The sequence below is a fragment of the Burkholderia sp. LS-044 genome (assembly GCF_004803625.1).
Classification (GTDB): domain Bacteria; phylum Pseudomonadota; class Gammaproteobacteria; order Burkholderiales; family Burkholderiaceae; genus Burkholderia; species Burkholderia cepacia.
This window is the reverse complement of sequence record NZ_SSWO01000010.1, coordinates 187,656-214,316: the sequence shown is the minus strand read 5'-3', so window position 1 is coordinate 214,316 and position 26,661 is coordinate 187,656. Positions and strand designations below refer to the sequence as shown.

20 protein-coding genes are annotated in these 26,661 nt (G+C 68.5%); 9 read left to right on the top strand and 11 right to left on the bottom strand.

The features are described 5' to 3' along the window. Window position 1: 1 nt before the first annotated feature. Window positions 2-2,155, bottom strand: coding sequence for a methionine--tRNA ligase (gene metG / locus E9536_RS25405; protein ID WP_059686614.1), 2,154 nt, complete (start codon window positions 2,153-2,155; stop codon window positions 2-4). Window positions 2,156-2,531: 376 nt separating this feature from the next. Further along, window positions 2,532-3,176 carry an OmpA family protein gene (locus E9536_RS25395; protein ID WP_021163796.1) on the bottom strand — a complete coding sequence of 215 codons (645 nt, stop codon included), beginning with the start codon at window positions 3,174-3,176 and terminating at the stop codon, window positions 2,532-2,534. A 351-nt stretch (window positions 3,177-3,527) separates the two neighbouring features. Here E9536_RS25395 and apbC point away from each other — a divergent pair, with 351 nt between their 5' ends. The 5 genes from apbC to E9536_RS25370 all read left to right on the top strand — a co-directional run bounded on the left by apbC (window position 3,528) and on the right by E9536_RS25370 (window position 9,159). Continuing rightward, window positions 3,528-4,619 carry an iron-sulfur cluster carrier protein ApbC gene (gene apbC, locus E9536_RS25390; protein ID WP_021163794.1) on the top strand — a complete coding sequence of 364 codons (1,092 nt, stop codon included), beginning with the start codon at window positions 3,528-3,530 and terminating at the stop codon, window positions 4,617-4,619. Between the two features lie 133 nt (window positions 4,620-4,752). Next, window positions 4,753-5,289 carry a superoxide dismutase [Cu-Zn] gene (gene sodC, locus E9536_RS25385; protein WP_027786736.1) on the top strand — a complete coding sequence of 179 codons (537 nt, stop codon included), beginning with the start codon at window positions 4,753-4,755 and terminating at the stop codon, window positions 5,287-5,289. Between the two features lie 112 nt (window positions 5,290-5,401). Beyond that, complete coding sequence (dcd, locus tag E9536_RS25380; RefSeq protein ID WP_006398615.1) at window positions 5,402-5,971, top strand: dCTP deaminase; 570 nt, start codon at window positions 5,402-5,404, stop codon at window positions 5,969-5,971. Window positions 5,972-6,052: 81 nt separating this feature from the next. Continuing rightward, window positions 6,053-8,332, top strand: coding sequence for an arginine/lysine/ornithine decarboxylase (locus E9536_RS25375; protein WP_021163792.1), 2,280 nt, complete (start codon window positions 6,053-6,055; stop codon window positions 8,330-8,332). Beyond that, window positions 8,332-9,159, top strand: coding sequence for a lysozyme inhibitor LprI family protein (locus tag E9536_RS25370; RefSeq protein WP_059590462.1), 828 nt, complete (start codon window positions 8,332-8,334; stop codon window positions 9,157-9,159). The genes E9536_RS25375 and E9536_RS25370 overlap by 1 nt, the downstream gene beginning before the upstream one ends. Window positions 9,160-9,241: 82 nt before the next feature. On the opposite strand, the gene E9536_RS25365 is transcribed toward E9536_RS25370, so the two are convergent. The 3 genes from E9536_RS25365 to E9536_RS25355 form a co-directional block, all read right to left on the bottom strand. Further along, window positions 9,242-9,925, bottom strand: a complete 684-nt coding sequence (locus E9536_RS25365; RefSeq protein WP_124815311.1) for an HAD family phosphatase — start codon at window positions 9,923-9,925, stop codon at window positions 9,242-9,244. A gap of 94 nt (window positions 9,926-10,019) precedes the next feature. Next, the gene (gene argH / locus E9536_RS25360; protein WP_027786739.1) at window positions 10,020-11,429 is read right to left on the bottom strand and encodes an argininosuccinate lyase; all 1,410 of its coding nucleotides are present in this window, start codon (window positions 11,427-11,429) and stop codon (window positions 10,020-10,022) included. Window positions 11,430-11,567: 138 nt separating this feature from the next. Continuing rightward, the gene (locus E9536_RS25355) at window positions 11,568-12,377 is read right to left on the bottom strand and encodes a helix-turn-helix transcriptional regulator (RefSeq protein WP_136471072.1); all 810 of its coding nucleotides are present in this window, start codon (window positions 12,375-12,377) and stop codon (window positions 11,568-11,570) included. Between the two features lie 218 nt (window positions 12,378-12,595). On the opposite strand from E9536_RS25355, the gene E9536_RS25350 reads away from it, so the two are divergent. Next, a complete protein-coding gene (locus tag E9536_RS25350) occupies window positions 12,596-13,348 on the top strand; it encodes a class I SAM-dependent methyltransferase (protein WP_060083242.1) in 753 nt (250 codons plus the stop codon). A 135-nt stretch (window positions 13,349-13,483) separates the two neighbouring features. On the opposite strand, the gene ppc is transcribed toward E9536_RS25350, so the two are convergent. Then, entirely contained in the window at window positions 13,484-16,510 is a 3,027-nt protein-coding gene (gene ppc, locus E9536_RS25345; protein WP_136471070.1) for a phosphoenolpyruvate carboxylase, read from the bottom strand. A 207-nt stretch (window positions 16,511-16,717) separates the two neighbouring features. Between ppc and hemC the strand changes: the two genes are divergently transcribed. Genes hemC through E9536_RS25325 form a run of 3 tightly spaced genes read left to right on the top strand, consistent with a single transcriptional unit; the run spans window position 16,718 to window position 20,882 of the window. Then, window positions 16,718-17,722, top strand: a complete 1,005-nt coding sequence (hemC, locus tag E9536_RS25335) for a hydroxymethylbilane synthase (RefSeq protein ID WP_027786743.1) — start codon at window positions 16,718-16,720, stop codon at window positions 17,720-17,722. Continuing rightward, window positions 17,722-19,692 (top strand): fused uroporphyrinogen-III synthase HemD/membrane protein HemX, encoded by a 1,971-nt coding sequence (gene hemDX, locus E9536_RS25330; RefSeq protein ID WP_136471068.1) that lies wholly within the window; start codon window positions 17,722-17,724, stop codon window positions 19,690-19,692. The genes hemC and hemDX overlap by 1 nt, the downstream gene beginning before the upstream one ends. Before the next feature lie 2 nt (window positions 19,693-19,694). Beyond that, window positions 19,695-20,882, top strand: coding sequence for a heme biosynthesis protein HemY (locus E9536_RS25325; protein WP_011352869.1), 1,188 nt, complete (start codon window positions 19,695-19,697; stop codon window positions 20,880-20,882). A 114-nt stretch (window positions 20,883-20,996) separates the two neighbouring features. Here E9536_RS25325 and E9536_RS25320 read toward each other — a convergent pair whose 3' ends face one another. From E9536_RS25320 to E9536_RS25300, 5 genes are all read right to left on the bottom strand, one after another. After that, window positions 20,997-22,223: an alpha/beta fold hydrolase gene (locus E9536_RS25320; protein ID WP_136471066.1), complete on the bottom strand. Its 1,227-nt coding sequence runs from the start codon at window positions 22,221-22,223 to the stop codon at window positions 20,997-20,999. Beyond that, window positions 22,220-22,633, bottom strand: a complete 414-nt coding sequence (locus tag E9536_RS25315; RefSeq protein ID WP_136471064.1) for a helix-turn-helix domain-containing protein — start codon at window positions 22,631-22,633, stop codon at window positions 22,220-22,222. Before E9536_RS25315 ends, E9536_RS25320 begins: the two co-directional genes overlap by 4 nt. Window positions 22,634-22,861: 228 nt before the next feature. Further along, window positions 22,862-24,166, bottom strand: a complete 1,305-nt coding sequence (locus E9536_RS25310) for an MFS transporter (RefSeq protein WP_027786748.1) — start codon at window positions 24,164-24,166, stop codon at window positions 22,862-22,864. Between the two features lie 125 nt (window positions 24,167-24,291). Continuing rightward, window positions 24,292-25,050 carry an SDR family oxidoreductase gene (locus E9536_RS25305; RefSeq protein ID WP_027786749.1) on the bottom strand — a complete coding sequence of 253 codons (759 nt, stop codon included), beginning with the start codon at window positions 25,048-25,050 and terminating at the stop codon, window positions 24,292-24,294. A 91-nt stretch (window positions 25,051-25,141) separates the two neighbouring features. Next, complete coding sequence (locus E9536_RS25300; protein WP_027786750.1) at window positions 25,142-26,581, bottom strand: aldehyde dehydrogenase family protein; 1,440 nt, start codon at window positions 26,579-26,581, stop codon at window positions 25,142-25,144. Window positions 26,582-26,661 lie beyond the last annotated feature (80 nt).

The window sequence follows — 26,661 nt, the reverse complement described above, 5'->3', positions numbered from 1 at the left end:
CTTACTTCACGCGCATGCCGGGCTTCGCGCCGCTGTGCGGCTCGAGGATGTAGAGGCCCGGTTCTGCCTTCTCGTCGGTGGCCGACGCGGCGAGCACCATCCCTTCGGACAGGCCGAACTTCATCTTGCGCGGCGCGAGGTTCGCGACCATCACGGTCAGCTTGCCCACGAGCTGCTCGGGCTGGTACGCCGACTTGATGCCCGAGAACACGTTGCGGGTCTTTTCCTCGCCGACGTCGAGCGTGAGCTGCAGCAGCTTGTCCGAACCCTCGACGGCCTGGCACGCGACGATCTTCGCGATGCGCAGGTCGATCTTCGCGAAATCGTCGATCGAGATGGGGGCATCGTCGGCGCCGTTCACGGCGGCCGGCTTCGCGTTCGCCTTGGCGTTCTTCGCCTCCTTGGCGGCGTTCGCGCTCGCGGCGGCTGCGCCGGTGGCCTCGGCCTGCAGCGAATCGCGGTTCGCGGCGAGCAATGCCTCGATCTGCTTCGGGTCGACGCGCGTCATCAGGTGCTGGTACGCCTTGATCGGCTGTTCCGACGACAGCGGCTTCGCGGCATCGGCCCATGCGAGCGGCGCGATCCCGAAGAACGACTCGACGGCCTCGGCCACGCGCGGCATCACCGGCTTCAGCGCGAGCGACAGCAGGCGGAAGGACTCGAGGCTCACGCTGCAGGTTTCGTGCAGCGCGACCGCGTTGGCCGGATCCTTCGCGAGATCCCACGGTTTCGCGCCGTCGACGTACGCGTTCACTTCGTCCGCGAGCTCCATCGTGTGGCGCAGCGCGCGGCCGTACTCGCGTGCTTCGTAGTGCGCGGCGATCCCGGGAATCGCATCGCGCAGCTTCACGACGAGCGGATGGTTCATCGCGCTGTCCTGCACGCGGCCGTCGAAGCGCTTGATCAGGAAGCCTGCCGCGCGGCTCGCGATGTTCACGTACTTGCCGACGAGATCGCTGTTCACGCGCGCCTGGAAATCGTCGAGGTTCAGGTCGATGTCTTCCATCGTCGCGTTCAGCTTCGCGGCGAAGTAGTAGCGCAGCCATTCGGGGTTCAGGCCCGTGTCGATGTAGCTCTGCGCGGTGATGAACGTGCCGCGCGACTTCGACATCTTCGCGCCGTCGACCGTCAGGAAGCCGTGCGCGAACACGTTGGTCGGCGTGCGGTGGCCCGAGAACTCGAGCATCGCGGGCCAGAACAGCGTGTGGAAGTACAGGATGTCCTTGCCGATGAAGTGATACTGCTCGGTGGTCGAGCCCGGGCGGATCCACGCGTCGAAGTCGACGCCGTTGCGGTCGCACAGGTTCTTGAAGCTCGCGTAGTAGCCGACCGGCGCGTCGAGCCACACGTAGAAATACTTGCCGGGCGCGCCCGGGATCTCGAAACCGAAGTACGGCGCGTCACGCGAGATGTCCCAGTCGGCGAGCTTGGCCTCGCCGGCGTCGCCGAGCCATTCGCGCATCTTGTTGGTCGCTTCGGGCTGCGCGAGGCCGCTCACCCATTCGCGCAGGAACGTTTCGCAGCGCGGATCGGACAGGCGGAAGAAGTAGTGCTTCGACGTCTTGCGCACCGGCGTCGCGCCCGACACGACCGAATACGGGTTCAGCAGTTCGGTCGGCAGGTAGGTCGAGCCGCACACTTCGCAGTTGTCGCCGTACTGGTCCTTCGCGTGGCACTTCGGGCACTCGCCCTTGATGAAGCGGTCGGGCAGGAACATTTCCTTGACGGGATCGTACGCCTGCTCGATCTCGCGCTCGGCGATGAAACCGGCTTCCTGCAGCGCGACGTAGATCTTCTCGCTCAGCACGCGGTTCTCGTCCGAATCGGTCGAGTAGAAATTGTCGAACGACACGCCGAAGCTGTCGAAGTCGCGCTTGTGCTCGGTCCACACGCGGTCGATCAGCTGCTTCGGGGTCAGGCCTTCCTTCTCCGCGCGCAGCATGATCGGCGTGCCGTGCGTGTCGTCGGCGCCGATGTAGTAGACCTCATGGCCATGCATTCGCAGCGTCCGCACCCAGATGTCGGTCTGGATGTACTCGACCAGGTGGCCGATGTGGATCTGCCCGTTGGCATAGGGCAGTGCGGACGTAACGAGGATCTGGCGGTCACCTTGCGGCGCCGCAGCCTGCACGGAAGTGAGGTCGGATGCGGACATAGGGTCTGTAGAGGAACGGCGGAAAACGACGAGAAACTGCGATTCTAGCAGGGGCGCGCGCCGGCGACGCGGGCAGGGCGCCGCTGACCGGGCGCCGGAACGGGCGGGGCCGCGCAAGCGGCGTGCCCGGCGGTGACATGCTGCAACGCAGCACGAATTCTGCGGGCAAAAAAAACCGGGGCGGATACGGCCCCGGAGCAACAACGACAAGAGGAGAATGGTGACGCGCCGGCAACACCAGCCGCGTACCGTAAATACTGACCACGGCCTGCGACAGAAGTTCGAAAATTTTTTCGATTTGTTACCGGCCCCGCCGGAAGTCTTGTCCGGCGGGGCTGCGCGGGCGGCGGGCCCGCGCCTTCCCCTCGTCGTGCGCTTACTGCGCCTGTGCTGCGCGCAGGTAGATTTCGACGCGGCGGTTCTGTGCGCGGCCGGCTTCCGTCGCGTTGTCCGCGATCGGGTTCGACGGGCCCATGCCCTGTGCCGACAGGCGGCCGCCGGCAACGCCGCGCTGCACGAGCGCGTTGACGACGCTCTGCGCACGGTTCTGCGACAGCGTCTGGTTCAGCTGCTGCGAACCCGTGCTGTCCGTGTAGCCGACGATCGATGCCGTCACTTGCGGGTTCTGGTTCAGCGTCGTCGCCAGGTCGTTCAGCAGCGGCGTGAAGGCCGGCGTGATCGCGTACTGGTTCGTCGCGAACGTCACCGAGCTCGGCACGTTCAGCTTCAGCGAGCCGTCCGGCTGCTCGGTTACCTGCGTACCCGTCTTGGCTGCCGACGGCGCGAGCTTGTTCTTGATCGCCTGCCAGTTGTAACCCGTCACGCCGCCGACCAGTGCGCCGACGCCCGCGCCGATCGCCGCGCCCTTGCCGCCGCCCGCCAGCGCGCCGATGCCTGCGCCCAGCGCCGCACCCGTGCCGGTACCGACGGCCGTATTGTTGCCTTGCTGCGTGGCGCAGCCTGCCAGCAGTGCGCCGGCCAATGCGAAGACGGACAGACGGGTCGCGATTTTCATGTTCATCTTGGATTCCTCTCTTGGTTGAACGAGTCGACAACGACGACAACAACAGTTACGGCTCCACGCGCGGGCCGCCCGAAAAAGGAGGGCAGGCCTGCGCCAGCGGCAGCCGCCGAGGTGGCCGCATGCCCTGTCCGTCAGCGTGGCTGTTCGGGCAGTGCGACGCGTCAGCCTCTACAATATAGGCGGTTGGTGGCCGATTTGGCCCCATAGCATGCCGCAGGCGAAGAGTGCGCCGGGTCGCGCGTTCGCGCAATGGCGTGCAACAGATTCTTTCACTTTTCCCGATTTTCGCAGCGTAATTTGATATTTTTTGACGTTTGCGCGCGAGAAAAACGTTTTCACGGAGTTTCGATGAGCATTGACCGGGCACAAGTCGACGCCGCTTTGGCGGCTGTCGTCGACCCCAATACCGGCCGTCCGTATGCGGCGAACAAGGGCGTGCGCAACGTCGCGATCGACGGCGACGTCGTGGCGCTCGACGTGGTGCTCGGTTATCCCGCGCGCAGCCAGCACGACGACGTGCGTGCACGCGTCACCGCGGCGCTCCAGGCCGTGCCCGGCGTACGCGATGCGCGCGTCGCCGTGTCGCAGGAGATCGTCGCGCACACGGTGCAGCGTGGCGTGAAACTGCTGCCGAACGTGAAGAACATCGTGGCGGTCGCGTCGGGCAAGGGCGGTGTCGGCAAGAGCACGACGGCCGTCAACCTCGCACTCGCGCTCGCCGCCGAAGGCGCGTCGGTCGGCATCCTCGACGCCGACATCTACGGCCCGTCGCTGCCGACGATGCTCGGCATCCACGGCCAGCGGCCCGAGTCGCCCGACAACCAGTCGATGAACCCGCTCGTCGGCCACGGGCTGCAGGCGAACTCGATCGGCTTCCTGATCGAGGAAGACAACCCGATGGTATGGCGCGGCCCGATGGCGACCTCCGCGCTCGAGCAGCTGCTGCGCCAGACCAACTGGCGCGAGCTTGACTACCTGATCGTCGACATGCCGCCCGGCACGGGCGACATCCAGCTCACGCTCGCGCAGCGCGTGCCGGTCACGGGCGCGGTGATCGTCACGACGCCGCAGGACATCGCGCTGCTCGACGCGAAGAAGGGCCTGAAGATGTTCGAGAAGGTCGGGATTCCGATCCTCGGCATCGTCGAGAACATGAGCATCCACATCTGTTCGAACTGCGGCCACGAAGAACACATCTTCGGCGCCGGCGGGGCCGAGCGGATGGCGAAGGATTACGACGTGAACGTGCTCGGCAGCCTGCCGCTCGACATCGCGATCCGCGAGCGGGCCGACAGCGGCACGCCGACGGTCGCGGCCGATCCCGAAGGCGCGCTGGCCCGTCGTTACCGCGACATCGCGCGCGGTGTCGCACTGGCGATTGCCGAGCGATCGCGCGACATGACGTCGAAGTTTCCGTCGATCGTTGTTCAAAATACGTAAAACCCTTGCGGGGCGGGGCCTCACGCTGTTTACGGCGCCGCGAGGCGCGGTATCATGGCGACTTTTCCCGGGTCCCTTTACCCGCCCGGCGCGGCCGTCGTGTCAAACGGCCGCCAGCCGGCATGAGGATCGAATGAAACAACGACATCACGGCGTGCGCGCCGGCCGCGTGCGGTACGCGCTGCTGGCCGCCGCCGCGCTGGGCCTGCTGGCCGGCTGCACCTCCTTTTCCTCGTCGCACGAAAAACGGGCCGACGCACAACTGCAGCCGACGGTCGGCTCGCAGGCGCGCGGCGCGGTGACGTTCGTCGAGCGTCCGGACGGCGTTCAGGTCACGTACAACCTGGCCGGCCTTCCGCCCAACAGCGATCACGCGCTACAGGTGCACGAACGCGGCGACTGCAACGCGGGCGACGGCTCGAGCGCCGGCCAGGTGTTCGCGCCGGCCGCCGACCGGTTGCGCGCGGGCGCCCGCGTCGCCGGTGATCTCGGCAACATCCATGCGGACGCGAACGGCGTCGCGGCCGGCTTCATCGTCGCGCCCGATCTGGCCCTCGATGGCGTGCGCTCGGCGATGAACCGCGCGGCGCTGGTGCACCGCGACTCGAGCGATCCCGCGTTTCCGCAGCATGGCGCGGGACCCGCGCTCGCCTGCGGCGTGATCCGTTGACGGCCGCCGCGTGCGTGCGCCGATGATCGCGTAAAATGTCCGCCTTTCCCGGCCGCCGTCTCGCGCGAGCGGCCCTCCCTGACCGTCACGCAGCGTTTCCAGGCGCCCCGATATGAGTATCAAGTCCGACAAATGGATTCGGCGCATGGCCGAAGAGCACAAGATGATCGAGCCGTTCGTGCCCGATCAGGTCCGCGCGTCCGAGGACGGCCGCCGGATCGTCAGCTACGGCACGTCGAGCTACGGCTACGACATCCGCTGCGCGGACGAATTCAAGATCTTCACGAACATCAACTCGACGATCGTCGATCCGAAGAACTTCGACGAGGGTTCATTTGTCGATTTCAAGGGCGACGTGTGCATCATCCCGCCGAACTCGTTCGCGCTGGCCCGCACCGTCGAATATTTCCGCATCCCGCGCACCGTGCTCACCGTCTGCCTCGGCAAGTCGACCTATGCGCGCTGCGGGATCATCGTCAACGTGACGCCGTTCGAACCCGAGTGGGAAGGCTACGTCACGCTGGAATTCTCGAACACCACGCCGTTGCCCGCGAAGATCTACGCGAACGAAGGCGTCGCGCAGGTGCTCTTCTTCGAAAGCGACGAAGTGTGCGACGTGTCGTACGCGGATCGCGGCGGCAAGTATCAGGGGCAGCGCGGTGTCACGCTGCCGAAAACCTGATCTGGTTGCATAACGTCTCACCAGTTTCCGGGTGACCGCTGCGCGTGACGCGCCGCGGTCGTTCTTTTTGGAGAATCGCCCATGAAGTTTCGTTTCCCCGTCGTCATCATCGACGAAGATTTCCGCTCCGAGAACATCTCGGGCTCCGGCATCCGGGCGTTGGCCGAAGCGATCGAGAAGGAGGGCGTCGAAGTCCTCGGCCTCACGAGCTACGGCGATCTGACGTCGTTCGCGCAGCAGTCGAGCCGCGCGTCGTGCTTCATCCTGTCGATCGACGACGACGAACTCATGCTCGGCGAAACCGGCCCGGACGGCGAACTGCCCGAACTCGCGACCGCGATCATCGAGCTGCGCGCGTTCGTCACCGAAGTGCGCCGCCGCAACGCGGACATCCCGATCTTCCTGTACGGCGAGACGCGCACGTCGCGCCACCTGCCGAACGACATCCTGCGCGAACTGCACGGCTTCATCCACATGTTCGAGGACACGCCGGAGTTCGTCGCGCGCCACATCATCCGCGAGGCGAAGGTCTATCTCGACTCGCTCGCGCCGCCATTCTTCAAGGAACTGGTGAAGTACGCGGACGAAGGCTCGTACTCGTGGCACTGCCCGGGCCACTCGGGCGGCGTCGCGTTCCTGAAGAACCCGCTCGGCCAGATGTTCCATCAGTTCTTCGGCGAGAACATGCTGCGCGCCGACGTCTGCAACGCGGTGGACGAACTCGGCCAGCTGCTCGACCACACGGGCCCGGTCGCCGCGTCCGAGCGCAATGCGGCGCGCATCTTCAGCGCGGACCACCTGTTCTTCGTGACGAACGGCACGTCGACGTCGAACAAGATCGTCTGGCACGCGACGGTCGCGCCCGGCGACATCGTGCTGGTCGACCGCAACTGCCACAAGTCGATCCTGCACGCGATCACGATGACGGGCGCGATTCCGGTGTTCCTGACGCCGACGCGCAACCACTTCGGCATCATCGGGCCGATCCCGCGCGACGAGTTCAAGCCGGAGAACATCCGCAAGAAGATCGAGGCGAACCCGTTCGCGCGCGAGGCGATGCGCCAGAACCCGGACATGAAGCCGCGCATCCTGACGATCACGCAGAGCACGTACGACGGCGTCGTCTACAACGTCGAGATGATCAAGGACCTGCTCGGCGACCTGCTCGACACGCTGCACTTCGACGAAGCGTGGCTGCCGCACGCGACGTTCCACGATTTCTACCGCGACATGCACGCGATCGGCGACGGCCGTCCGCGCACGGGCGCGCTCGTGTTCGCGACGCACTCGACGCACAAGCTGCTCGCGGGCATCTCGCAGGCATCGCAGATCGTCGTGCAGGATTCGGAGAACCGCACGTTCGACAAGCACCGCTTCAACGAGGCGTACCTGATGCACACGTCGACGAGCCCGCAGTACGCGATCATCGCGTCGTGCGACGTCGCGGCCGCGATGATGGAGCCGCCGGGCGGCACCGCGCTCGTCGAGGAATCGATCGCCGAGGCGATCGATTTCCGCCGCGCGATGCGCAAGGTCGACGCCGAATACGGCGACGACTGGTTCTTCAGCGTGTGGGGCCCGGACGAGCTGTCGGCAGAAGGCATCGGGTCGCGCGACGACTGGATGCTGAAGCCGAACGACCACTGGCACGGCTTCGGCCCGCTGGCGGAAGGCTTCAACATGCTCGACCCGATCAAGGCGACGATCATCACGCCGGGGCTCGACGTCGACGGCGAGTTCGGCGAGACCGGCATTCCCGCCGCGATCGTCACGAAGTACCTGGCCGAGCACGGGATCATCGTCGAGAAGACCGGCCTGTACTCGTTCTTCATCATGTTCACGATCGGCATCACGAAGGGCCGCTGGAACTCGATGGTGACCGAGCTGCAGCAGTTCAAGGACGACTACGACAACAACCAGCCGCTGTGGCGCGTGCTGCCGGAATTCGTCGCGCAACATCCGCGCTACGAGCGTGTCGGCCTGCGCGACCTGTGCACGCAGATCCACGACGTGTACCGCGCGAACGACATCGCCCGCCTGACGACCGAGATGTACCTGTCGGACATGGAACCGGCGATGAAGCCGTCGGACGCGTTCGCGAAGCTCGCGCACCGCAAGATCGACCGCGTGCCGCTCGACGAGCTCGAAGGCCGCGTGACGAGCATCCTGCTCACGCCGTACCCGCCGGGCATTCCGCTGCTGATTCCGGGCGAGCGTTTCAACAAGACGATCGTGAACTACCTGCGGTTCGCGCGCGACTTCAACGAGCGCTTCCCGGGCTTCCACACCGACATCCACGGCCTCGTCGCGGAAGAGGTGAACGGCCGCGTCGAGTACTTCGTCGACTGCGTGCGCGACTGATGGCGACGCACGGACGAATCCAGGCGATGCGTGCGGCGGTGGCCGCGCTCGTCGTCTGGGCGGCAGGCGTGTCTGGGCTGGCGGGCATGGGTGTCGCGCACGCGGAAGTCGCGGCGGCCGACCCGATCGACGTCGCGATGCGGCAATGCCTCGCGCGGCGCGACCGGTCTTCGCCGGCCGGCCAGATCCAGTGCATGGGCGAAGCGCAGCAGCAGTGGCAGGCCGTGATGGACGGCGCGTACCAGCGCCTGTTGAAGGATGCGCCGGCCGACGCGAAGCGCGGCTGGCAGGACAGCCAGCGCCGCTGGCTCACGTGGCGCAAGGATGAAGTGCATCTGCTGAAGGCCGTGTACGACACCACGCGCGGCACGTCGTACGCGATGTCGAGTGCCGACCTGCAGCTGCAGCCCGTGCGCGATCGCGCGCTGGCGCTGCGCGGCGCGGCCGATCGCTATGCACCGCCGCCCGCCGCCGTGCCGGTGGCGGCCACGAGCGGCGCGCAGGGCGGCACGAGCGCGGCCCAGGGTGGGGCCCGGCCGAACGGCAAGCCGGCGAACGCGCCGCGCGATCCGGCCGTGCGCCGCGTGCGCCCGTGCGAACAGGACGCCGCGTGCGAGCACGCGCTGTTCGACCTGAACCGCTATTACCAGAAGCTGCGCCGCAAGATGCCTGCGCATTCGGCCGCGACGCTCGTACGCGCGCAGCGCGCGTGGGTCGGGTTCCGCGATGCGACGGCGCCGCTCGTCGGCGAGGACGGCCGCGTCGACCTGATCGGCGCGCGCATCGCGACGATGAAACGGCTGTCGGAGACGGCGGGCAACAAGTAAGCGCAACCGCGATGCCGGTTGTTCGGCGATAGGGCAAAACGGGCACCTTCGGGTGCCCGTTTTGCATTGGGTGGCACGCGATCTAAGCGGGCCGTCGCGTATCGTGCCCGCCGAACCACGACGGCACGAGCGCGAGCGCATCGTCGAGCGAGGCGAGCACGTGCAGGCTCAGCGCGACGATCTCGGGCGTCGGCGCCTTCAGGTCGGGCACGGTGACGACCGATGCGCCCGCGCCGGCGGCCGACTGCGCACCGAAATCGCTGTCCTCGAACGCGACGCATGCGTGTGCCGGCACGCCGAGGCGTTCGGCCGCGAGCCGGTAGACGGCCGGGTCGGGCTTGCCGCGCGCGACTTCGTCGCCGCCCGCGATTGCGCGGAAGAACGGCAGCACGCCGACCGCGTCGAGCCGCGCGCGGATCACCTCGCTCGCGGACGACGATGCGACCGCGCACGGAATGCCGGCTTGCGCGAGCGTGTCGAGCAGCGCGAACGCGCCGGGCTTCAGCGGAAACTTCGGATGCGGTTCGGGCGCCGCGAGCTGCTCGCGCACGCGGGTGCGCACCGCGTCGAACGTATCGGGGTTGCCGATCAGCCGTGCCAGGATCACCTGGCCTTCGGCGAACGAGCGGCCGACGATCTGCAGGTAGTCGGCGGTGGTCAGCGTGACGCCGTGCGCATTCGACACGTCGATCCACGTGTTCATGATGGTCCGCTCGGAATCGACGAGCAGGCCGTCCATGTCGAAGAGCGCGGCGGAAAAGGTCATCGGCGGCATTCGGGAAGCGGGGAAGGCGATGGGCGGCGCGACGGCCGCCCGAATGAAAAACGGACGCCGATGGCGTCCGTCCGGAACAGCGGGCTTACCGGCCGAGCGCGGCGCGGGCTGCCTTGACCGCCGCACGCACCTGGTCGGGCGCGGTGCCGCCCGGGTGATTGCGGCTGGCGACCGAACCTTCGAGCGTCAGGTAGCCGAACACGTCTTCGCCGATCAGGTGCGCGACGTTCGGCAGTTCCTGCTTCATCTCGTCGAGCGTCAGGTCGGCCAGGTCGATGCCACGGTCGTCGCAGATCTTCACGGCGTGCGCGACGGCTTCGTGCGCATCGCGGAACGGCAGGCCGCGCTTCACCAGGTAGTCGGCGAGGTCGGTGGCGGTCGAGAAGCCCTGCAGGGCGGCCGCGCGCATCGCGTCCGGCTTCACGGTGATGCCGGCCACCATCTCGGCGAAGATCCGCAGCGTGTCGGCGACGGTGTCGACCGTGTCGAACAGCGGTTCCTTGTCTTCCTGGTTGTCCTTGTTGTACGCGAGCGGCTGGCCTTTCATCAGCGTCAGCAGCGCCATCAGGTGGCCGTTCACGCGGCCCGTCTTGCCGCGCGCGAGCTCGGGCACGTCCGGGTTCTTCTTCTGCGGCATGATCGAGCTGCCGGTGCAGAAGCGGTCGGCGATGTCGATGAAGCCGACGCGCGGGCTCATCCACAGCACGAGTTCTTCGGAGAAGCGCGACACGTGCGTCATCACGAGCGCGGAAGCCGCCGTGAATTCGATCGCGAAGTCGCGATCCGACACCGCGTCGAGCGAGTTCGCGCAGATGCCGTCGAAGCCGAGCGTCTTCGCCACGGCGTGACGGTCGATCGGGTAGCTCGTGCCGGCGAGCGCGGCCGCGCCGAGCGGCAGGCGGTTCACGCGGGTGCGGCAGTCGCGCATGCGCTCCGCGTCGCGCGAGAACATCTCGACGTACGCGAGCAGGTGGTGGCCGAACGTGACGGGCTGTGCGACCTGCAGGTGCGTGAAGCCCGGCATGATCGTGTCGGCGTTCTGTTCCGCGAGGTCGAGCAGCGCGCCGCGCAGGTCGTTCAGCAGGCCGCCGATGCGGTCGATCTCGCCGCGCAGCCACAGGCGGATGTCGGTGGCGACCTGGTCGTTGCGCGAGCGGCCCGTGTGCAGGCGCTTGCCGGCATCGCCGATCAGCGCGGTCAGGCGCGCCTCGATGTTCAGGTGGACGTCTTCCAGGTCGAGCTGCCATTCGAATTCGCCGCGCTCGATTTCACCCTTGATCTGCGCCATTCCGCGTTCGATCGCGGCCAGGTCGTCGGCGCTGATGATCTTCTGCGCGGCGAGCATGTTCGCGTGCGCGAGCGAGCCGGCGATGTCGACGAGCGCGAGGCGCTTGTCGAAAAACACCGACGACGTGTAGCGCTTGACCAGCTCCGACATCGGTTCCGAGAAGCGGGCCGACCAGGCCTCGCCCTTTTTGTGCAGTTGGGACGTCATGGCGATTCTTCGAAGGGGATGTTGGGCGGCGTGCGCCGCCGAGGGAATCCCGCGATTCTAACATTCGCGGGCCTGCCCGCCGCGGCGCGCAGCCATTCGCGGCGGCCCGCCGGCCGTGGTTCGCGCGGGCCGGCCCGTTCAGTCGCGCACGAGCACGACCAGCTTCAGGTCTTCGCGGTGCGCGGGCTTCAGCGTGATCTGCTGGTACACGAGGCGGCCGTCGGCCGGATGGTCGAATTCGCGCAGGCCGCCTTCGCGTTCGAACACGTCCTGCGATGCCCAGTACTGCGCGAAGGCGTCGCTGCCGGCGGTCAGTGCGTCGATCAGCGCACGCGTGGGCGCGTCGGTCAGGTGCCGGATCGAATCGGCGCGGAATTCGGCCGCGAGGCGCCGCGCGCGGGTTTCCCAGTCGACGATCAGCGTGCGCGCGACCGGCGACATGAACGTGAAGCGCAGCAGGTTGCGGTCGTGCTCGCCGTCGAGCCAGCCGGAAAAGAGCGCGGCGGCCGGCGCGTTCCACGCGAGTGCGTTCCATTGCCGGTCGAGCACGTAGGCGGGCGTCGCGATGGCCGCGACGGTCGCGGCGAGCGTCGGCGGCAGGTCGCCGCCCGCGACGTCGGGCTCGGCCGGGTCGCGCTGCGCGGCCAGCTCGAACAGGTACGCGCGCTCGGCCTTCGACAGTTGCAGCGCGACGGCGATCCGCGCGAGTGCGTCGGCCGACGCGGACACGGGGCGGCCCTGTTCGATCCACGTGTACCAGGTGGGGCTGACGCCGCAGAGCTGCGCGACTTCCTCGCGCCGCAGCCCCGGCGTGCGGCGGCGCGGGCCGGGCGGCAGGCCGACGGCCTGCGGCGACAGCCGCTCGCGGTGGGCGCGGATGAATTCGCCGAGCGCACGGGCGGGCGTGGCATCGAGCGGCGGGACGGGGATGGAGGACGGCTGGTTCATGCGGAAACGGCGAAGTGGAAGCGGGGATGCGGCAACGAACAGACGGGTGTATCGAATACCAGAATAACTGCTTAACTTGTACTGGTACAAGCGCGGGCCTATTGTAGCGGCTCGCGCGCTGCCAGGGGAGCGGGCGTCCCACAAAACGTGTTGCATGGGGCCGGAATGCGCACTGACGCATCCACGCCGGCCGATTGCGCAAAAGAAAGGAGAGAACGATGAAACACCACGACCAGGTCGCCGACGCATTCGGCACGACGGCCGCCGCCTACCTGACGAGCACGGTCCACGCGACGGGCGCCGACCTGCAGACGCTCGCCGACGCGGTGCGTGCGACGCCCGATGCCGCGGTGCTCGATCTCGGCTGCGGCGCCGGCCACGCGAGCTTCGCGGTCGCGCCGCACGTGCGCGACGTGGTCGCCTACGATCTCGCCGCGCAGATGCTCGCGACGGTCGACGCCGCGGCGCGCGAGCGCGGGCTCGCGAACATCCGTACGCAGCAGGGCCCGGCCGAGAAACTGCCGTTCGAGACGGCGACGTTCGACTGGGTCGTGAGCCGGATGAGCGCACACCACTGGCACGACATGCGCGCGGCGCTCGCCGAAGTGCGCCGCGTGCTGAAGCCGGGCGGCCGCGTGCTGATGATCGACATCGCCGGCAACGACCATCCGCTCCTCGATACGTACCTGCAGGCCGCGGAAGTGCTGCGCGACGCGTCGCATGTGCGCGACTACCGCGCGGACGAATGGCTCGCGATGTTCCGCGATGCCGGATTCGACGCGCACGTGCACAGCCGCTGGCGGCTGCCGATCGATTTCGATACGTGGGTCGCGCGCATCCGCACGCCGGCCGACAGCGTGACCGGCATTCGCGCGCTGTGGACGCATGCGCCCGACGAGGTGCGCGGCTATTACGCGGTGCAGCCCGACGGATCGTTCGAGCACGACGCGCTGCTGATCGACGCGCACTGAGCGTGCGGTGCGCCGGCACGGTTTCGCCGACGCCCGCAAGCATGAAAAAAGCCGCGATACGCCACCGTGCATACGGTGGGTATCGCGGCTTTCACGTCGCCGGCCGGCGCGGCATCATGCCGCGCCGCATGCGGATCAGCCCGTGTTGCGCAGGCCGGCCGCGATCCCGTTGATCGTCAGGTGAATCCCGCGGCGCAGCCGCGCGTTCGTGTCGCCCGCGCGGTGGCGCTTGATCAGCTCGACTTGCAGGTGGTTCAGCGGATCGAGATACGGGAAACGGTTCTTGATCGAGCGCGCGAGCAGCGGGTTGGTCGCGAGGCGGCCTTCGTGCCCGGTGATTTCCGCCAGCGCCTGCGCTGTGCGCTCCCATTCCCCGACGATCCGCTCGAACACGTGCTTGCGCAGCTTGCGGTCGGAGACGAGCTGCGCGTAGCGCGACGCGACCGCGAGGTCGGTCTTCGCCAGCACCATGTCCATGTTCGACATCAGGTTCGAGAAGAACGGCCAGGTCTTGTTCATCTTCTTCAGCAGCGCGACGCGCTTCGTGCGCTCGGCTTCATCCTGCGCGCCGTCGAGATATGCACTCACCGCGCTGCCGAAGCCGTACCAGCCCGTCAGCAGCAGCCGGCACTGGCCCCACGAGAAGCCCCACGGAATCGCTCGCAGGTCCTCGATCTTGCGCTGCTTCGGATCCTGCAGCTTGCGCGAGGCCGGGCGGCTGCCGATGTTCAGCTCGGCGATCTCGGTGATTGGCGTCGACGAGAAGAAATAGTCGGTGAAGCCCGGGGTTTCGTAGACGAGCGCGCGGTACGCGGCCATCGCCGAATCGGACAGCGTCTGCATCGCGGCCTCGAACGCCGGCAGCTGCGCGGGGGCGTTGTTCTGCGGCAGGAGCGTTGCCTCGAGCGTCGCGGCGACGACCGTCTCGAGGTTCCGGCGGCCGATCTCCGGGTTCGCGAACTTGCTCGCGATCACCTCGCCCTGTTCGGTCAGGCGGATCTGGCCGTTCACGGTGCCCGGCGGCTGCGACAGGATCGCCTGGTAGGTCGGGCCGCCGCCGCGGCCGACCGTGCCGCCGCGGCCGTGGAACAGCCGCAGCGTGATCTTGCGGTCGCGGAACAGGTCGACGAGCGCGAGTTCCGCGCGATACAGCTCCCAGTTCGACGTGAGGAAGCCGCCGTCCTTGTTGCTGTCCGAATAGCCGAGCATCACTTCCTGCTCGGCGCCCTGGTGCGCGATCAGCGCGTCGATGCCCGGCAGCGCGAAGTATTCGCGCATGATGCGCGCGGCGTCGCGCAGGTCGGGAATCGTCTCGAACAGCGGGATCACCATCAGGCTGTTGCGGGCGTTGCTGCCGGGCACGCCGAGCGCGCCTTCGAGCAGGCCCGTTTCCTTCTGGAGCAGCAGCACCTCGACGAGGTCGCTGACGGTTTCCGTATGCGAAATGATGTAGTTGCGCACCGCGCGCGGGCCGAATTGGGCGCGCACGTCGCGCGCCTTCTCGAACACGCCGAGTTCGCTCTGGGCGAGCGCGGAGTATTCGAGGTACGGCGAGCGCAGCGGACGCGGATCGGCGAGCGCGGCGAGCAGCACGCGCAGCTTGTCTTCCTCGGCGAGCGCCGCGTAGTCGGCCTCGACGCCCGCGCGCGCGAACAGCTCGGCGACCACGGCTTCGTGGATGTCGGAGCTCTGGCGCAGGTCGATGCTCGCGAGATGGAAGCCGAACACTTCGGCCGCGCGCACGAGCGGCGCGAGGCGCGGTGCGGCGAGCGACGTGCCGTGGTGTTCGTCGAGCGATGCGGTCAGCACCTTCAGGTCGGCGACGAACGCTTCGGAATCCGCATACGGGATCGCGCGCACGGGCGGCGCGCCGCGGCCCGCGCTGCGCACGGGCACCGTGCCCTCGCCGAGACGCACGCGCGCGCTCGCGGCGAGCCGCGTGTAGATGCCGATCAGCGCGCGACGATACGGCTCGTCGACGCGGTGCGGCGACTGGTCGGGCGACGCGGCCGCAAGCGCCTTCACGGCGTCGTTCGCGCCGACGAGCAGGTTCGACACGGACAGTTCGGCGCCGAGCTTGTGCACCTGTTCCAGATAGTGCTCGAGGATCACCGCGGCCTGGCGGTTGATCGCTTCGTCGAGCGTCGACGCGGTCACGTTCGGGTTGCCGTCGCGGTCGCCGCCGATCCAGCTGCCCATCTGGAAGAACGCGGGTACGCGCGCGGACAGGCCGTGCTCGGCGAGCGCGGCCTCGATGTCGCCGTACAGCGCCGGCAGTTCGTCGAGGAACGTCGCGCGGTAGTACGACAGCGCGTTCTCGATTTCGTCGCCGACCGTCAGGCGCGCGTCGCGCAGCATGCGGGTCTGCCACAGCGTGGTGACGCGTGCGCGCAGCATCGATTCGTTGTACTGGCGCTCGCGGCTGGTCAGCTCCTGGTCGCGCTCGGCGAGCAGGCGCGCGATGTCGTGCTGCGCGTCGAGGATGCTCTTGCGCTGCACTTCGGTCGGGTGCGCGGTCAGCACCGGCACGATCAGCGCATCGTCGAAGAAGCGCTGCAGCAGTCGCTTCGACGCGTTGCCGGTCGTTTTCAGCTGCTCGAGTGCGTACGCGACGGTGCCGGGCTGCGACGCGGAGCCGGCCAGCGCGTGGATGCGGCGGCGGCGGTTGTGGTGGCGATCTTCCGCGATGTTCGCGAGGTGCGAGAAATAGCTGAACGCGCGCACGACGCTCACCGTCTGCTCCGGCGTCAGCTTGCGCAGCTTCTTCTCGAGCGTCTGCGCGGCTTCGCTGTCGTCCTCGCGGCGGAACTTGACGGCGGTCTGGCGGATCGTCTCGACGACGTCGAACACGGTGTCGCCTTCCTGCTCGCGCACGACGTCGCCGAGCAGGCGGCCGAGAAAGCGGATGTCGTCGAACAGCGGGCCGTCCTTGTCGTCGCGCGTGCGGGTGCCGGCCTTCGTCGCACCGGCCGTGCGGGCCGCGGTGCGGGCGGCCGGGCCGGCGGCTTTCGCCGTGCGTTTTGTCTGACGTATCGGGTCTTTCGGTTTCGTTGCCGTTTTCGCACGGCCGTTCGCGGCGGTGGCGACGGTGTCCGTCGAGGCGTCGGAGGAGGACAGGGCAGCATTGCGGCGCGCCGTACGCGCCGATCCGGAAGACTTCACGATGGGTTTCCTTGGGAAAGCTCGAGTCAAAAGGAACTGCGGAAACTGCGAAACTGCGGTCAAGCAACCAGCTACGTGCGGCACATCCGCACATCGGCGCCGCGACCCGCCCGGCGGCAGGCCGGACGCAGGCTCCGGGCCCGGGCGGGCGGGGGCGTGCGTGCTACCATTGTTCGATCTTCAATCCCGTCCTTCGATGTTCCAGCAATGAATTCCGAGACTCCTGCGGCCGGGCCGCAACAGGCACAGCCGCCCGCGACGTTGACGATTGCTTCGCGCGAGAGCCGCCTGGCGATGTGGCAAGCCGAACATGTGCGTGATGCGCTGCGCAAATTATATCCAGCTTGTGACGTGAAAATCCTCGGAATGACGACGCGCGGCGACCAGATTCTCGATCGCACGCTGTCGAAGGTCGGCGGCAAGGGCCTGTTCGTGAAGGAACTGGAGGCCGCGCTGGCCGACGGCCGCGCCGATCTCGCCGTGCATTCGCTGAAGGACGTGCCGATGGCGCTGCCGGAAGGCTTCTCGCTTGCCGCGATCATGGAGCGCGAAGACCCGCGCGATGCGTTCGTGTCGAACGACTACGCGTCGCTCGACGCGCTGCCGGCCGGCGCCGTGGTCGGCACGTCGAGCCTGCGCCGCGAGGCGATGCTGCGCTCGCGCTACCCGCACCTGGACGTGCTGCCGCTGCGCGGCAACCTCGACACGCGCCTGGCGAAGCTCGATCGCGGCGATTACGCGGCGATCATCCTGGCGGCCGCCGGCCTGAAGCGCCTCGGCCTCGAAGCGCGGATCCGCGCGCTGCTCGACGTCGACGCGAGCCCGCCCGCCGCGGGCCAGGGCGCGCTCGGCATCGAGATCGCGTCGCACCGCGACGACGTCGCCGCGTGGCTCGCACCGCTGCACGACCCGCAGACCGCGCTCGCGGTCGAGGCCGAGCGGATGGTGTCGCGCGCGCTCGGCGGCAGCTGCGAGGTGCCGCTCGCCGCGCATGCGGTGTGGCGCGCGGGCGAGCTGTACCTGACGGGCCGCGTGTCGACGACCGACGGCAAGCGCGTGCTGACCGCCGAGGAGTGCGGGGCCGTCATGAGCGTCGCCGATGCGCTCGCGCTCGGCCGCGCCGTGTCCGACGAACTCGAGGCGCAAGGCGCGCTCGAGATCGTCCAGGCGCTGCTCGCGGGCTCGCAGGCCGCCGGCAAGGGCGACGCCTGATGGCGGGCGGCGCGCGCGCGTTCACCGCTGTCCTGACGCGCCCGGACGGCCAGTCCGGCGCGCTCGCGTCGCAACTGGCCGAGGCCGGTTGCGACGTGCTCGAATTCCCGTTGATCGATATTGCGCCCGTCGACGATCCGGCGCCGCTCGACGCCGCGTTCGCGGCGCTCGCCGATTACGCGCTGGTGATTTTCGTGTCGCCGAACGCGATCGACCGCGCGCTCGCGCAGTACGGCGCGATCTGGCCGAACGCGCTGCCGGTCGGCGTGGTCGGGCCCGGCAGCGTCGCGGCGCTCGAGCGTCACGGCATCGCGGCGCCCGCGCATCGCGTGATCGCGCCGCAGGCGCCGGCCGACGGCGGCGTACCCCATTACGATTCGGAAAGCCTGTTCGCGTGCATCGAGGCCGAATTCGGCGGCGCGCCCGCGCTGGCGGGCAAGCGCGTGCTGATCGTACGCGGCGACGGCGGGCGCGAATGGCTCGCCGACCGGCTGCGCGAAGCCGGCGCGGACGTCACGCTCGTCGCCGCGTACCGGCGCGTCGTGCCCGAGCCGCGCGTCGGCGCATGGGAGCGCGTGCATGCGCTGCTCGACGGCGAACCGCATGCGTGGCTCGTCACGAGCTCGGAAGGCGTGCGCAACCTGCACGAACTCGCGCGGACGCATCTGAACGATGCCGAGATCGCCGCGCTGAAGCATGTGCCGCTCGTCACGCCGCATCCGCGAATCGAGCAGACCGCGCGCGCATTGGGTTTTGATAGGATTACGCTGACCGGCGCGGGCGATGAGCGCATCGTCCGCGCGTTTCGAACGATGGCCGACGAGGCCGTCCAACCGGCGACAGCCGCACCGGTGACTAAACGCATGACAGATACCAACGATTCCAAAAGCGTCGCTTCCCAGCCGGCCGCTGCATCCGCACCGCCGTCCCGTCCCGCCTATTTGGCGTCCGAACCACCCGCGCGCCGCGGCGGCAGCGCGGTGCTGTGGTTCGTCGTCGTCGTGCTCGGCTGCGCGGCGGGCGTCGGCGGCTACGCGCTGAACCGCAAGATCGACCGGCTCGACGGCACGTTCGTCGCGCGCCAGAAGGCGCTCGACGCGCAGACGGCCGAAACGCGGATGAAGACCGAGCAGGCGCTGGCGAGTACGCACCAGGTCGACACGCAGCTCGCGCAGCTCGACGGCAAGCTCGCCGACGCGCAGAGCGCGCAGCAGGCGCTGCAGCAGCAATACCAGGACCTGTCGCGCAACCGCGATGCGTGGATGCTCGAGGAAGTCGACCAGATGCTGTCGAGCGCGAGCCAGCAGCTTCAGCTGACCGGCAACACGCAGCTCGCGCTGATCGCGCTGCAGAATGCCGACGCACGCCTCGCCACCTCGCAGAGCGCGCAGGCCGTCACGGTGCGCAAGGCGCTCGCCCTGGACATCGAGAAGCTGAAGGCCGCACCGGCGGCCGACCTCACGGGCCTCGCGATCAAGCTCGACGACGCGATCGCGAAGATCGACGCGCTGCCGCTGTCCGGCGAGGCGATCGTCCCGCACGAAGCGCCGAAGGCCGCGCCGGCCGTGGCCGCATCGTCGGCCGTGGCCGGCGAGCCGCGCTGGAAGGTGTGGTGGCACGACTTCTCGGCCGGCCTCGGTCAGCAGCTGAAGGGGCTCGTGCAGGTGCGCCGGATCGACAACGCGGACGCGATGCTCGCGTCGCCCGACCAGGGCTACTTCGTGCGCGAGAACGTGAAGCTGCGCCTGCTGACCGCGCGCCTGTCGCTGCTCGCGCGCAACGACGGCGCGATGAAGGCCGACCTGCACGCCGCGCAGGCGTCGCTCGGGAAGTATTTCGACCAGGCATCGAAGGACACGCAGACCGTCGAGGATCTGCTCAAGCAGGTTGACGGCGCATCGCTGACGGTCGCGGTGCCGAACCTGAACACGAGCCTGAACGCCGTTCAGCAGTTCAAGAGCCGGGGGTAACGATGACGCTTCGAGGAATCGTCTGGCTCGCGGTCCTGTTCGCGATCGCCGCTGCGCTCGCCACCGTCGGCCGTTTCGACGCGGGGCAGGTGCTGCTCGTCTATCCGCCGTACCGGATCGACGTGTCGCTGAACCTGTTCGTGATCGCCATCGTCGTGCTGTTCATCGTCGTGTATGCGCTGCTGCGCATCGTGCGCAACATCTGGCGTATGCCGCAGCGGGTCGCCGCGTATCGTGCGCGTTCGCGCAACGAGAAGGCGCAGGCATCGCTGCGCGACGCGATCGCGAACCTGTACGCGGGCCGCTTCTCGCGCGCGGAGAAGGCCGCGCGTGAAGCGCTGTCGGTCGACGCGAACCAGGGCGCGGCGAGTCTCGTCGCGGCGACTGCCGCGCACCGGATGCACGAGTACACGCGTCGCGACGACTGGCTGTCGAAGGTCGACGCACCCGAGTGGCAGGACGCACGGCTGCTCGCCGCGGCCGACATGCGCGCGGACGCGCGCGATGCCGACGGTGCGCTCGCCGCGCTGGCCGACCTGCAGGCGGGCGGCAAGCGTATCCATGCGCAGCAGGTTGCGCTGCGCGCGCAGCAGCAGCTGAAGAACTGGGCCGAGGTGCTGAAGCTCGCGAAGGCGCTCGAGAAGCGCGAGGCGCTGCATCCGGCCGCAGCCGTGCGGCTGCGCCAGCAGGCTGCGGAAAACCTGCTGCGCGAACGCCGGCACGACCCGGACGCGCTGCTCGAGGTGTGGCAGTCGCTGTCGCCGGTCGAGCGCCAGTCGCCGCGTCTCGCCGATCTCGCGGCCGATCTTCTCGTTCCGCTCGAGCGCCGCAACGAAGCACGTCGCATCGTCGAGGACGCGCTTGCCCACAACTGGGATGCGCGCCTGCTGCGCCGTTATCCGGATACGGCCGGCGCCGATGCGCTGCCGCTGATCCAGAAGGCCGAAGGGTGGAAGAAGGATCACCCGGAGGATGCCGACCTGCTGTTCGCGCTCGGCCGCCTGTGCCAGCAGCAGCAGCTGTGGGGCAAGGCGCAGTCGTTCCTCGAATCGGCGCTGAAGCTCGCCGACAACGAGGCGCTGAAGGTGCGTGCGCATCGTGCGCTCGCACGCCTGTTCGAGCATCTCGGCGAAACCGACAAGGCCGCGAAGCACTACCGCGAAAGCGCGCTCGCGATCACCGTGGTCTGACGCGGGCGGCGTGGCTGCCTGCCGCAGGCGGCCCGCGCAACCCGCGCAAGAAAGCCCCGAATGCCGGAAGGCCTTCGGGGCTTTTTTTCGTCCAGGGCGGGCCTGGACGACACGTCATGCGTCTAGCTTGCGCAGCAGGTCGTCCTCGCTGGCGACGAACCACACCGATTGCCCGCGATTCGATTCGCGCACGAGTGCGCGGAACGCTTCGCTGCGGGTGAGCCAGCGCTCGATGTCGCCGACCACGCCGAGCCTGACGCCGTAGTTGACGAGCTTCTGCAGGACGGCGCCCGCGAGGCCGCTTTCGAGCCGGTAGAAGTCGTCGTGCAGCGCGTCCGCGGGCACCGCGATCCAGTCGGCTTCGTGCTCGTGCGCGAGGGCGACGAGGTCGAGCGCATCGCTTTCCCGCTGCACGACGGCGGCGGAGGGATCACGGACCAGCACGCGGCGGCCGGCTGCCTGAACGATTCGGTGGGGCATGTCGATGGTTTCCGTCGACGCGAGAAACGCGAGTACGGTGTCGCGTTGCCCGCGGATGAAGTGGGGCTGCTCGGGAAGAAACAGGATCTGCGCGTGCGGCACGAGACGCGTCAGGCGCTCACGCGTGTCGCGCGAGTCGAGCATCACGTCGCGGCCGCCGACGATCGCCAGCGTGGGCACCGACAGCGTGCGCAGCACGTTGTCGGCGAACACCGGAATCGGTTCGATGCGAGGGCGAAACCCGCGGTCGACGGCGTGCATCAGCGCGAGCGTGTCACGTTCGGCCGCCGTCGACGCGGGCGGCAGGCGGCCGAGCACGCGCCGTCGCACGCATGCGCGCCCGGCATCGCCGAGCAGCAACAGCGGCAGCGCCCACCACAGAAACCGCTTCTGCCGGCCGATGCCGGACGGGCAGAGCAGCGCGAGCCGCGTCACGCGTGCCGGCCGCCGCAACGTGAAGTCGAGCGCCGTTCGCGCCCCGAGCGAGATGCCGACGAACGCGGCACGTGACACCTGCAGGCCGTCCAGCACGTCGTCGAGCCACTGCGCATGCGCGTCGCCCGCAAGCGGCAGTCGCGACGGCGCGCTCGGTCCTGCTTCGCCGATCACGTCGATCGCATGGAGCCGGAAGTGAGTCGACCATTGCGCCGCGTAATGCTGCCAGCTCGCCGCCGTCGTCTGCGCGCCGTGGATCAGCACGACCGGCGGCGCGTGCTCGGGGCCGCAGGCGATCACGTGCGTCGCGCCATGGCGCGTCTGCACCGTGACGCGCCGATGCCCGGCCGGCCAGTGCGACAGCGCGGCGTCGTAAGCCGCGCGAATGGCGCGTGCATGGCGCGGCGACCTGAAGATCGCGCTCATGTCCCGCTTTGCTGCAGCAGCGCCTCGAGCGACGACATCAGCACGGCCGTGTCGGCCGGCGTCGCGGCGACGATGATCTTGACCTGGCTCGCGGCGGGATCGAACGTGACGTCGATCCGCACGGGGTCGACGTACGACGTGCGGCCGGACGCCATCGCATGCAGCGATCGCGACAGGTACTGGTGCAGCGACTGCGACGCGTCCGGAATGTCGACGATGCTGGTGACGCGCACCGCACGCGGCACGGGCGCGGGCGGCTCGGTTTGCGCGAACGCGGCGAGGTCGGCGTCGAGGATGCGGTAGGCGCGGCCGACCCGCGTCGCACGCAGCTTGCCCTCGCGGATGAAGCGCAGGACGGTCTTCGGGTGGAGGCGCAGGCGGGCGGCGGATTCGTCGACGGTATGGAACATGATCGGCTCGTGATGCTCAATATGCTCCCTATTGTTCCATGAAATTGGGATCGTTAGGGTGCATTGTGGATATTATGGCATCAGCATTGGCGGGATGCCGAGCCGGCATCGTCCGGGCGGCACGCATGTGGAAGCAGAAACGCCCCGCTGGCCGGAGCGGTTCCGGCCAGCGGGGCGTTTCCGGGGCGGACCGTCCGCCGGCAGGGGGGGGCGCAGATGCGCCCCGCGTCATTTGTCGACCAGCCGCTTCGGCACCGACAGCGCGAGCAGCCCGCCGAGCACGAGGAACCCGGCGAGCATGTACATGCCCGAATCGTTGGCGCCCGTCGCCTGCTTGAGCCAGCCCATCAGGTACGGGCTCAGGAAGCCGGCGAGGTTGCCGATCGAGTTGATCATCGCGATGCCGGCCGCGGCCGCCGTGCCGCCGAGGAACGCGGTCGGCAGGCTCCAGAACAGCGGCAGCGTGGTCAGGATGCCGATCGTCGCGAGCGTGAGGCCGAGCATCGCGAGCGCGGTCTGGTGCGCCCAGACCACCGACAGCACGAGCCCGAGCGCGCCGATCGCGGCCGGAATCGCGACGTGCCAGCGGCGTTCGCGGTGCCGGTCCGCGCTGCGCGCGATCAGGATCATCGCGACCACCGCGGCTGCATACGGAATTGCCGACAGCAGGCCGATCATGAACGTGTCGGTCACGCCGGTGGCCTTGATGATCGTCGGCAGCCAGAAGCCGACGCCGTAGAGCCCCATCACGAACGAGAAATAGATCAGCGCCATCAGCCACACGCGCGGGCTCGACATCACGGTGCCGAGCGGCAGGTCTTCCTTGGTCGCTTCCTCCGCGTCGACGTTGCGGGTGAGCAGCGCCTTTTCCTCGTCGGTCAGCCACTTCGCCTTCGAGATCCGCTCGTCGAGCGAGAAGAACACGAGCACGCCGGCGAGCACCGACGGGATGCCTTCGAGCAGGAACAGCCATTGCCAGCCGTGCCAGCCGCTCACGCCGTCGAACGCCTTCAGGATGAAGCCCGAGATCGGCCCGCCGATCACGCCGGACAACGCGACCGCCGTCATGAAGAACGTCGTCATCCGGCCGCGCCGGTGCGCGGGATACCAGTAGGTGAGGTAGAGGATCACGCCGGGGAAGAAGCCTGCCTCGGCGACGCCGAGCAGGAAGCGCATCACGTAGAACATCGCGGGCGTCGTGACGAACATCGTCAGGATCGAGATCACGCCCCACGTCGCCATGATGCGGGCGATCCACACGCGCGCGCCGACCTTGTGCAGGATGATGTTGCTCGGCACTTCGAAGAGGAAATAGCCGAAGAAGAAGATCCCGGCGCCGAGCCCGTAGACGGTGTCGCTGAGATTCAGGTCGCTCGCCATCTGCAGCTTCGCGAAGCCGACGTTCACGCGGTCGAGATACGCGACCACGTAGCACAGCAGCAGGAGCGGCACGAGCCGCCACGACACCTTGCGATAGGTTGCTTCCTCGAATGCGCCGGACGAGCCCGGCAGCGACTGCGTCGATGTTGCCATGTTGTCTCCTGTCCTTGTAATTGGCCGGAGAAGGCGTAGCGGTGCCTCGTCCGGAGTCGTGCGAAGCCATGCGCGTGTGCCGCGGCGGTTGCCGGTCGCGGCACGCTGCGGCAAGGGGGATACGGCTAGATGCAGCGCCCGCCGTCGACTTCGAGACAGACGCCCGTGATGAACTCGGCCTCGTCGGATGCCAGGTACAGCGCCGCGTTCGCGATGTCCTGCGGCGTCGAGAAGCGGCCGAGCGGGATCGTCGCGAGGAAGCGGCTGCGGTTCTCGGGGGTATCCTCGCAGCCCATGAACTCCGTCATCAACGCGGTTTCGCCGAGCACGGGGTTGATGCAGTTCACGCGGATGCGGTCGGCGCCGAGTTCGGCCGCGAGCGACTTGCTCGCGGTGATCATCGCGCCCTTCGTGCTGTTGTACCAGACGAGGCCCGGCCGCGGCCGCACGCCGGCCGTCGACGCGACGTTCACGAACACGCCGCCGCCCCGCTCGCGGAAGTACGGAACGAAGGTCTGCACGCACCAGAACAGGCTTTTCATGTTGACCGCGTACACGCGGTCGAATTCGGCTTCCGACACGTCGAGCACCGGCTTGTTGCGGTGCGTGGTGCCCGCGTTGTTCACGACGATCTGCACCGCGTGGAAATCGTCGAGCGTCGCCTGCAGCAGCGCGTGCCAGTCGTCCTGCCGCGACACGTCGCCGGCCACCGCGATTGCCTTGCCGCCCGCGAGCGCGATCTCGCTCGCGACACGCTCGGCCGCCGCGCCGTTCAGGTCGTTGACGACGACGTTCGCGCCTTCGCGCGCATATGTCTTCGCGATGCCTTCGCCGAACCCCGAGCCGCCGCCCGTGACGATGGCCGTCTTGCCGCTCAACCGCATGGTGTGTCTCCTGTGCTGGATTTAGTGTCGTCGTGCTTCGGCATGCGGCCGCGCGCTGCCGGCCGCATGCCGCGTCCTGCTTGTCGCGCGTTCAGCCGTGCCGGATCGCGATCGTTTTCAGCGCGGTGAAGCCGTACAGTGCCTCGAAGCCTTTCTCGCGGCCATGCCCCGAATGGCCGACACCGCCGAACGGCAGCTCGACGCCGCCGCCCGCGCCATAGTTGTTGATGAATACCTGGCCGGCCCGCAGGCGCCGCGCGATACGCATCTGGCGTGCGCCGTCGCGCGTCCAGATGCCCGCGACGAGGCCGTACGGCGTGCCGTTCGCCAGCGCGACGGCTTCGTCTTCGTCGACGAAACGCATCGCGGCGAGCACGGGGCCGAACACTTCCTCCTGCGCGAGCCGGTGCGACGGCGGCACGTCGCGCAACAGCGCGGGTGCCTGGTAGAAGCCGCTTTCGGGTGCCTCGGCGACGACCTGCCCATGCGCGGCCATCGGAATGCCGTCGTGCTGCGCGTCGGACAGGAAATCCCACACGCGCTGCTGCTGCTTCGCGTTGATCAGCGGGCCGCAGTCGAGGTCGGCGCGGCTCGGACCGACGCGCAGCCCGTTGAACGCGGTGGCGAGCCGCTCGACGAGCGGCTCGTACACCGCGCGCTCGATCAGCACGCGGCTGCCGGCCGAGCAGGTCTGCCCGCCGTTCTGCACGATCGCCGACACGAGCACGGGCAGCGCCGCCTCGAGGTCGGCATCGGCGAACACGATCTGCGGCGACTTGCCGCCGAGTTCGAGCGTGACGGGTACGTGGTTCTCGGCCGCCATCTGCGTGACCAGCTTGCCGGTGGCCGGGGAGCCCGTGAACGAGATGTGGTCGATGCCGGGATGGCGCGCGAGCGCGGCGCCGGCCTCATGACCGTAGCCGGTGACGATGTTCAGCGCGCCGGCCGGCAGCCCGGCCTCGGCGGCCAGCTCGGCGACGCGCAGCAACGACAGGCATGCATCCTCGGCCGGCTTGACGACGCATGCGTTGCCGGCCGCGAGCGCGGCGCCGACGCTGCGCCCGAAAATCTGCATCGGGTAGTTCCACGGCACGATGTGGCCCGTGACGCCGTGCGGCTCGCGCACCGTCAGCACGGTGTAGCCGGCTTGGTAGGGAAGGGTTTCGCCGTGCAGCTTGTCGGCCGCGCCTGCGTAGAACTCGAAGTAGCGCGCGAGCGCGGCGGCATCCGCGCGTGCCTGCTTGAGCGGCTTGCCGGTGTCGCGTGCCTCGATCGTGGCGAGTTCCTCGAGGGAATCGGCCACGCGCGCCGACAGCCGCATCAGCACGCGGCCGCGCTCGGCGGCGCTTTTGGCGCCCCATGGGCCCGCGAACGCGTCGCGGGCCGCGGCGACCGCGCGCTCGATGTCGGGCGCCGTGCCGCGGGCAATGGCTGCGAACGGCTGGCCGTCGGACGGATCGACGACCGCGATGGTTTCCAGTTGCGCAGGCAACGTCCATTCGCCTGCGATGAAGTGCTTCGCCTCTTCCATGCGTGCTCCTGTCTTCGCGTCGACCGGCGACGGCGCCCCGGTGCCGACGCCGATTCCATGCAACGCGGCCGGTGGTTCGA

Excerpts from the sequence above, each read along its gene's own strand:
- E9536_RS25375 (WP_021163792.1), top strand. The coding sequence starts at position 6,053 with ATGAAGTTTCGTTTCCCCGTCGTCATCATCGACGAAGATTTCCGCTCC.
- E9536_RS25300 (WP_027786750.1), bottom strand. The coding sequence starts at position 26,581 with ATGGAAGAGGCGAAGCACTTCATCGCAGGCGAATGGACGTTGCCTGCG.
- apbC (WP_021163794.1), top strand. The coding sequence starts at position 3,528 with ATGAGCATTGACCGGGCACAAGTCGACGCCGCTTTGGCGGCTGTCGTC.
- E9536_RS25365 (WP_124815311.1), bottom strand. The coding sequence starts at position 9,925 with ATGACCTTTTCCGCCGCGCTCTTCGACATGGACGGCCTGCTCGTCGAT.
- hemC (WP_027786743.1), top strand. The coding sequence starts at position 16,718 with ATGAATTCCGAGACTCCTGCGGCCGGGCCGCAACAGGCACAGCCGCCC.
- argH (WP_027786739.1), bottom strand. The coding sequence starts at position 11,429 with ATGACGTCCCAACTGCACAAAAAGGGCGAGGCCTGGTCGGCCCGCTTC.
- E9536_RS25315 (WP_136471064.1), bottom strand. The coding sequence starts at position 22,633 with ATGTTCCATACCGTCGACGAATCCGCCGCCCGCCTGCGCCTCCACCCG.
- metG (WP_059686614.1), bottom strand. The coding sequence starts at position 2,155 with ATGTCCGCATCCGACCTCACTTCCGTGCAGGCTGCGGCGCCGCAAGGT.
- sodC (WP_027786736.1), top strand. The coding sequence starts at position 4,753 with ATGAAACAACGACATCACGGCGTGCGCGCCGGCCGCGTGCGGTACGCG.
- E9536_RS25395 (WP_021163796.1), bottom strand. The coding sequence starts at position 3,176 with ATGAACATGAAAATCGCGACCCGTCTGTCCGTCTTCGCATTGGCCGGC.
- E9536_RS25370 (WP_059590462.1), top strand. The coding sequence starts at position 8,332 with ATGGCGACGCACGGACGAATCCAGGCGATGCGTGCGGCGGTGGCCGCG.
- E9536_RS25355 (WP_136471072.1), bottom strand. The coding sequence starts at position 12,377 with ATGAACCAGCCGTCCTCCATCCCCGTCCCGCCGCTCGATGCCACGCCC.
- E9536_RS25350 (WP_060083242.1), top strand. The coding sequence starts at position 12,596 with ATGAAACACCACGACCAGGTCGCCGACGCATTCGGCACGACGGCCGCC.
- E9536_RS25325 (WP_011352869.1), top strand. The coding sequence starts at position 19,695 with ATGACGCTTCGAGGAATCGTCTGGCTCGCGGTCCTGTTCGCGATCGCC.
- hemDX (WP_136471068.1), top strand. The coding sequence starts at position 17,722 with ATGGCGGGCGGCGCGCGCGCGTTCACCGCTGTCCTGACGCGCCCGGAC.
- dcd (WP_006398615.1), top strand. The coding sequence starts at position 5,402 with ATGAGTATCAAGTCCGACAAATGGATTCGGCGCATGGCCGAAGAGCAC.
- E9536_RS25310 (WP_027786748.1), bottom strand. The coding sequence starts at position 24,166 with ATGGCAACATCGACGCAGTCGCTGCCGGGCTCGTCCGGCGCATTCGAG.
- E9536_RS25305 (WP_027786749.1), bottom strand. The coding sequence starts at position 25,050 with ATGCGGTTGAGCGGCAAGACGGCCATCGTCACGGGCGGCGGCTCGGGG.
- E9536_RS25320 (WP_136471066.1), bottom strand. The coding sequence starts at position 22,223 with ATGAGCGCGATCTTCAGGTCGCCGCGCCATGCACGCGCCATTCGCGCG.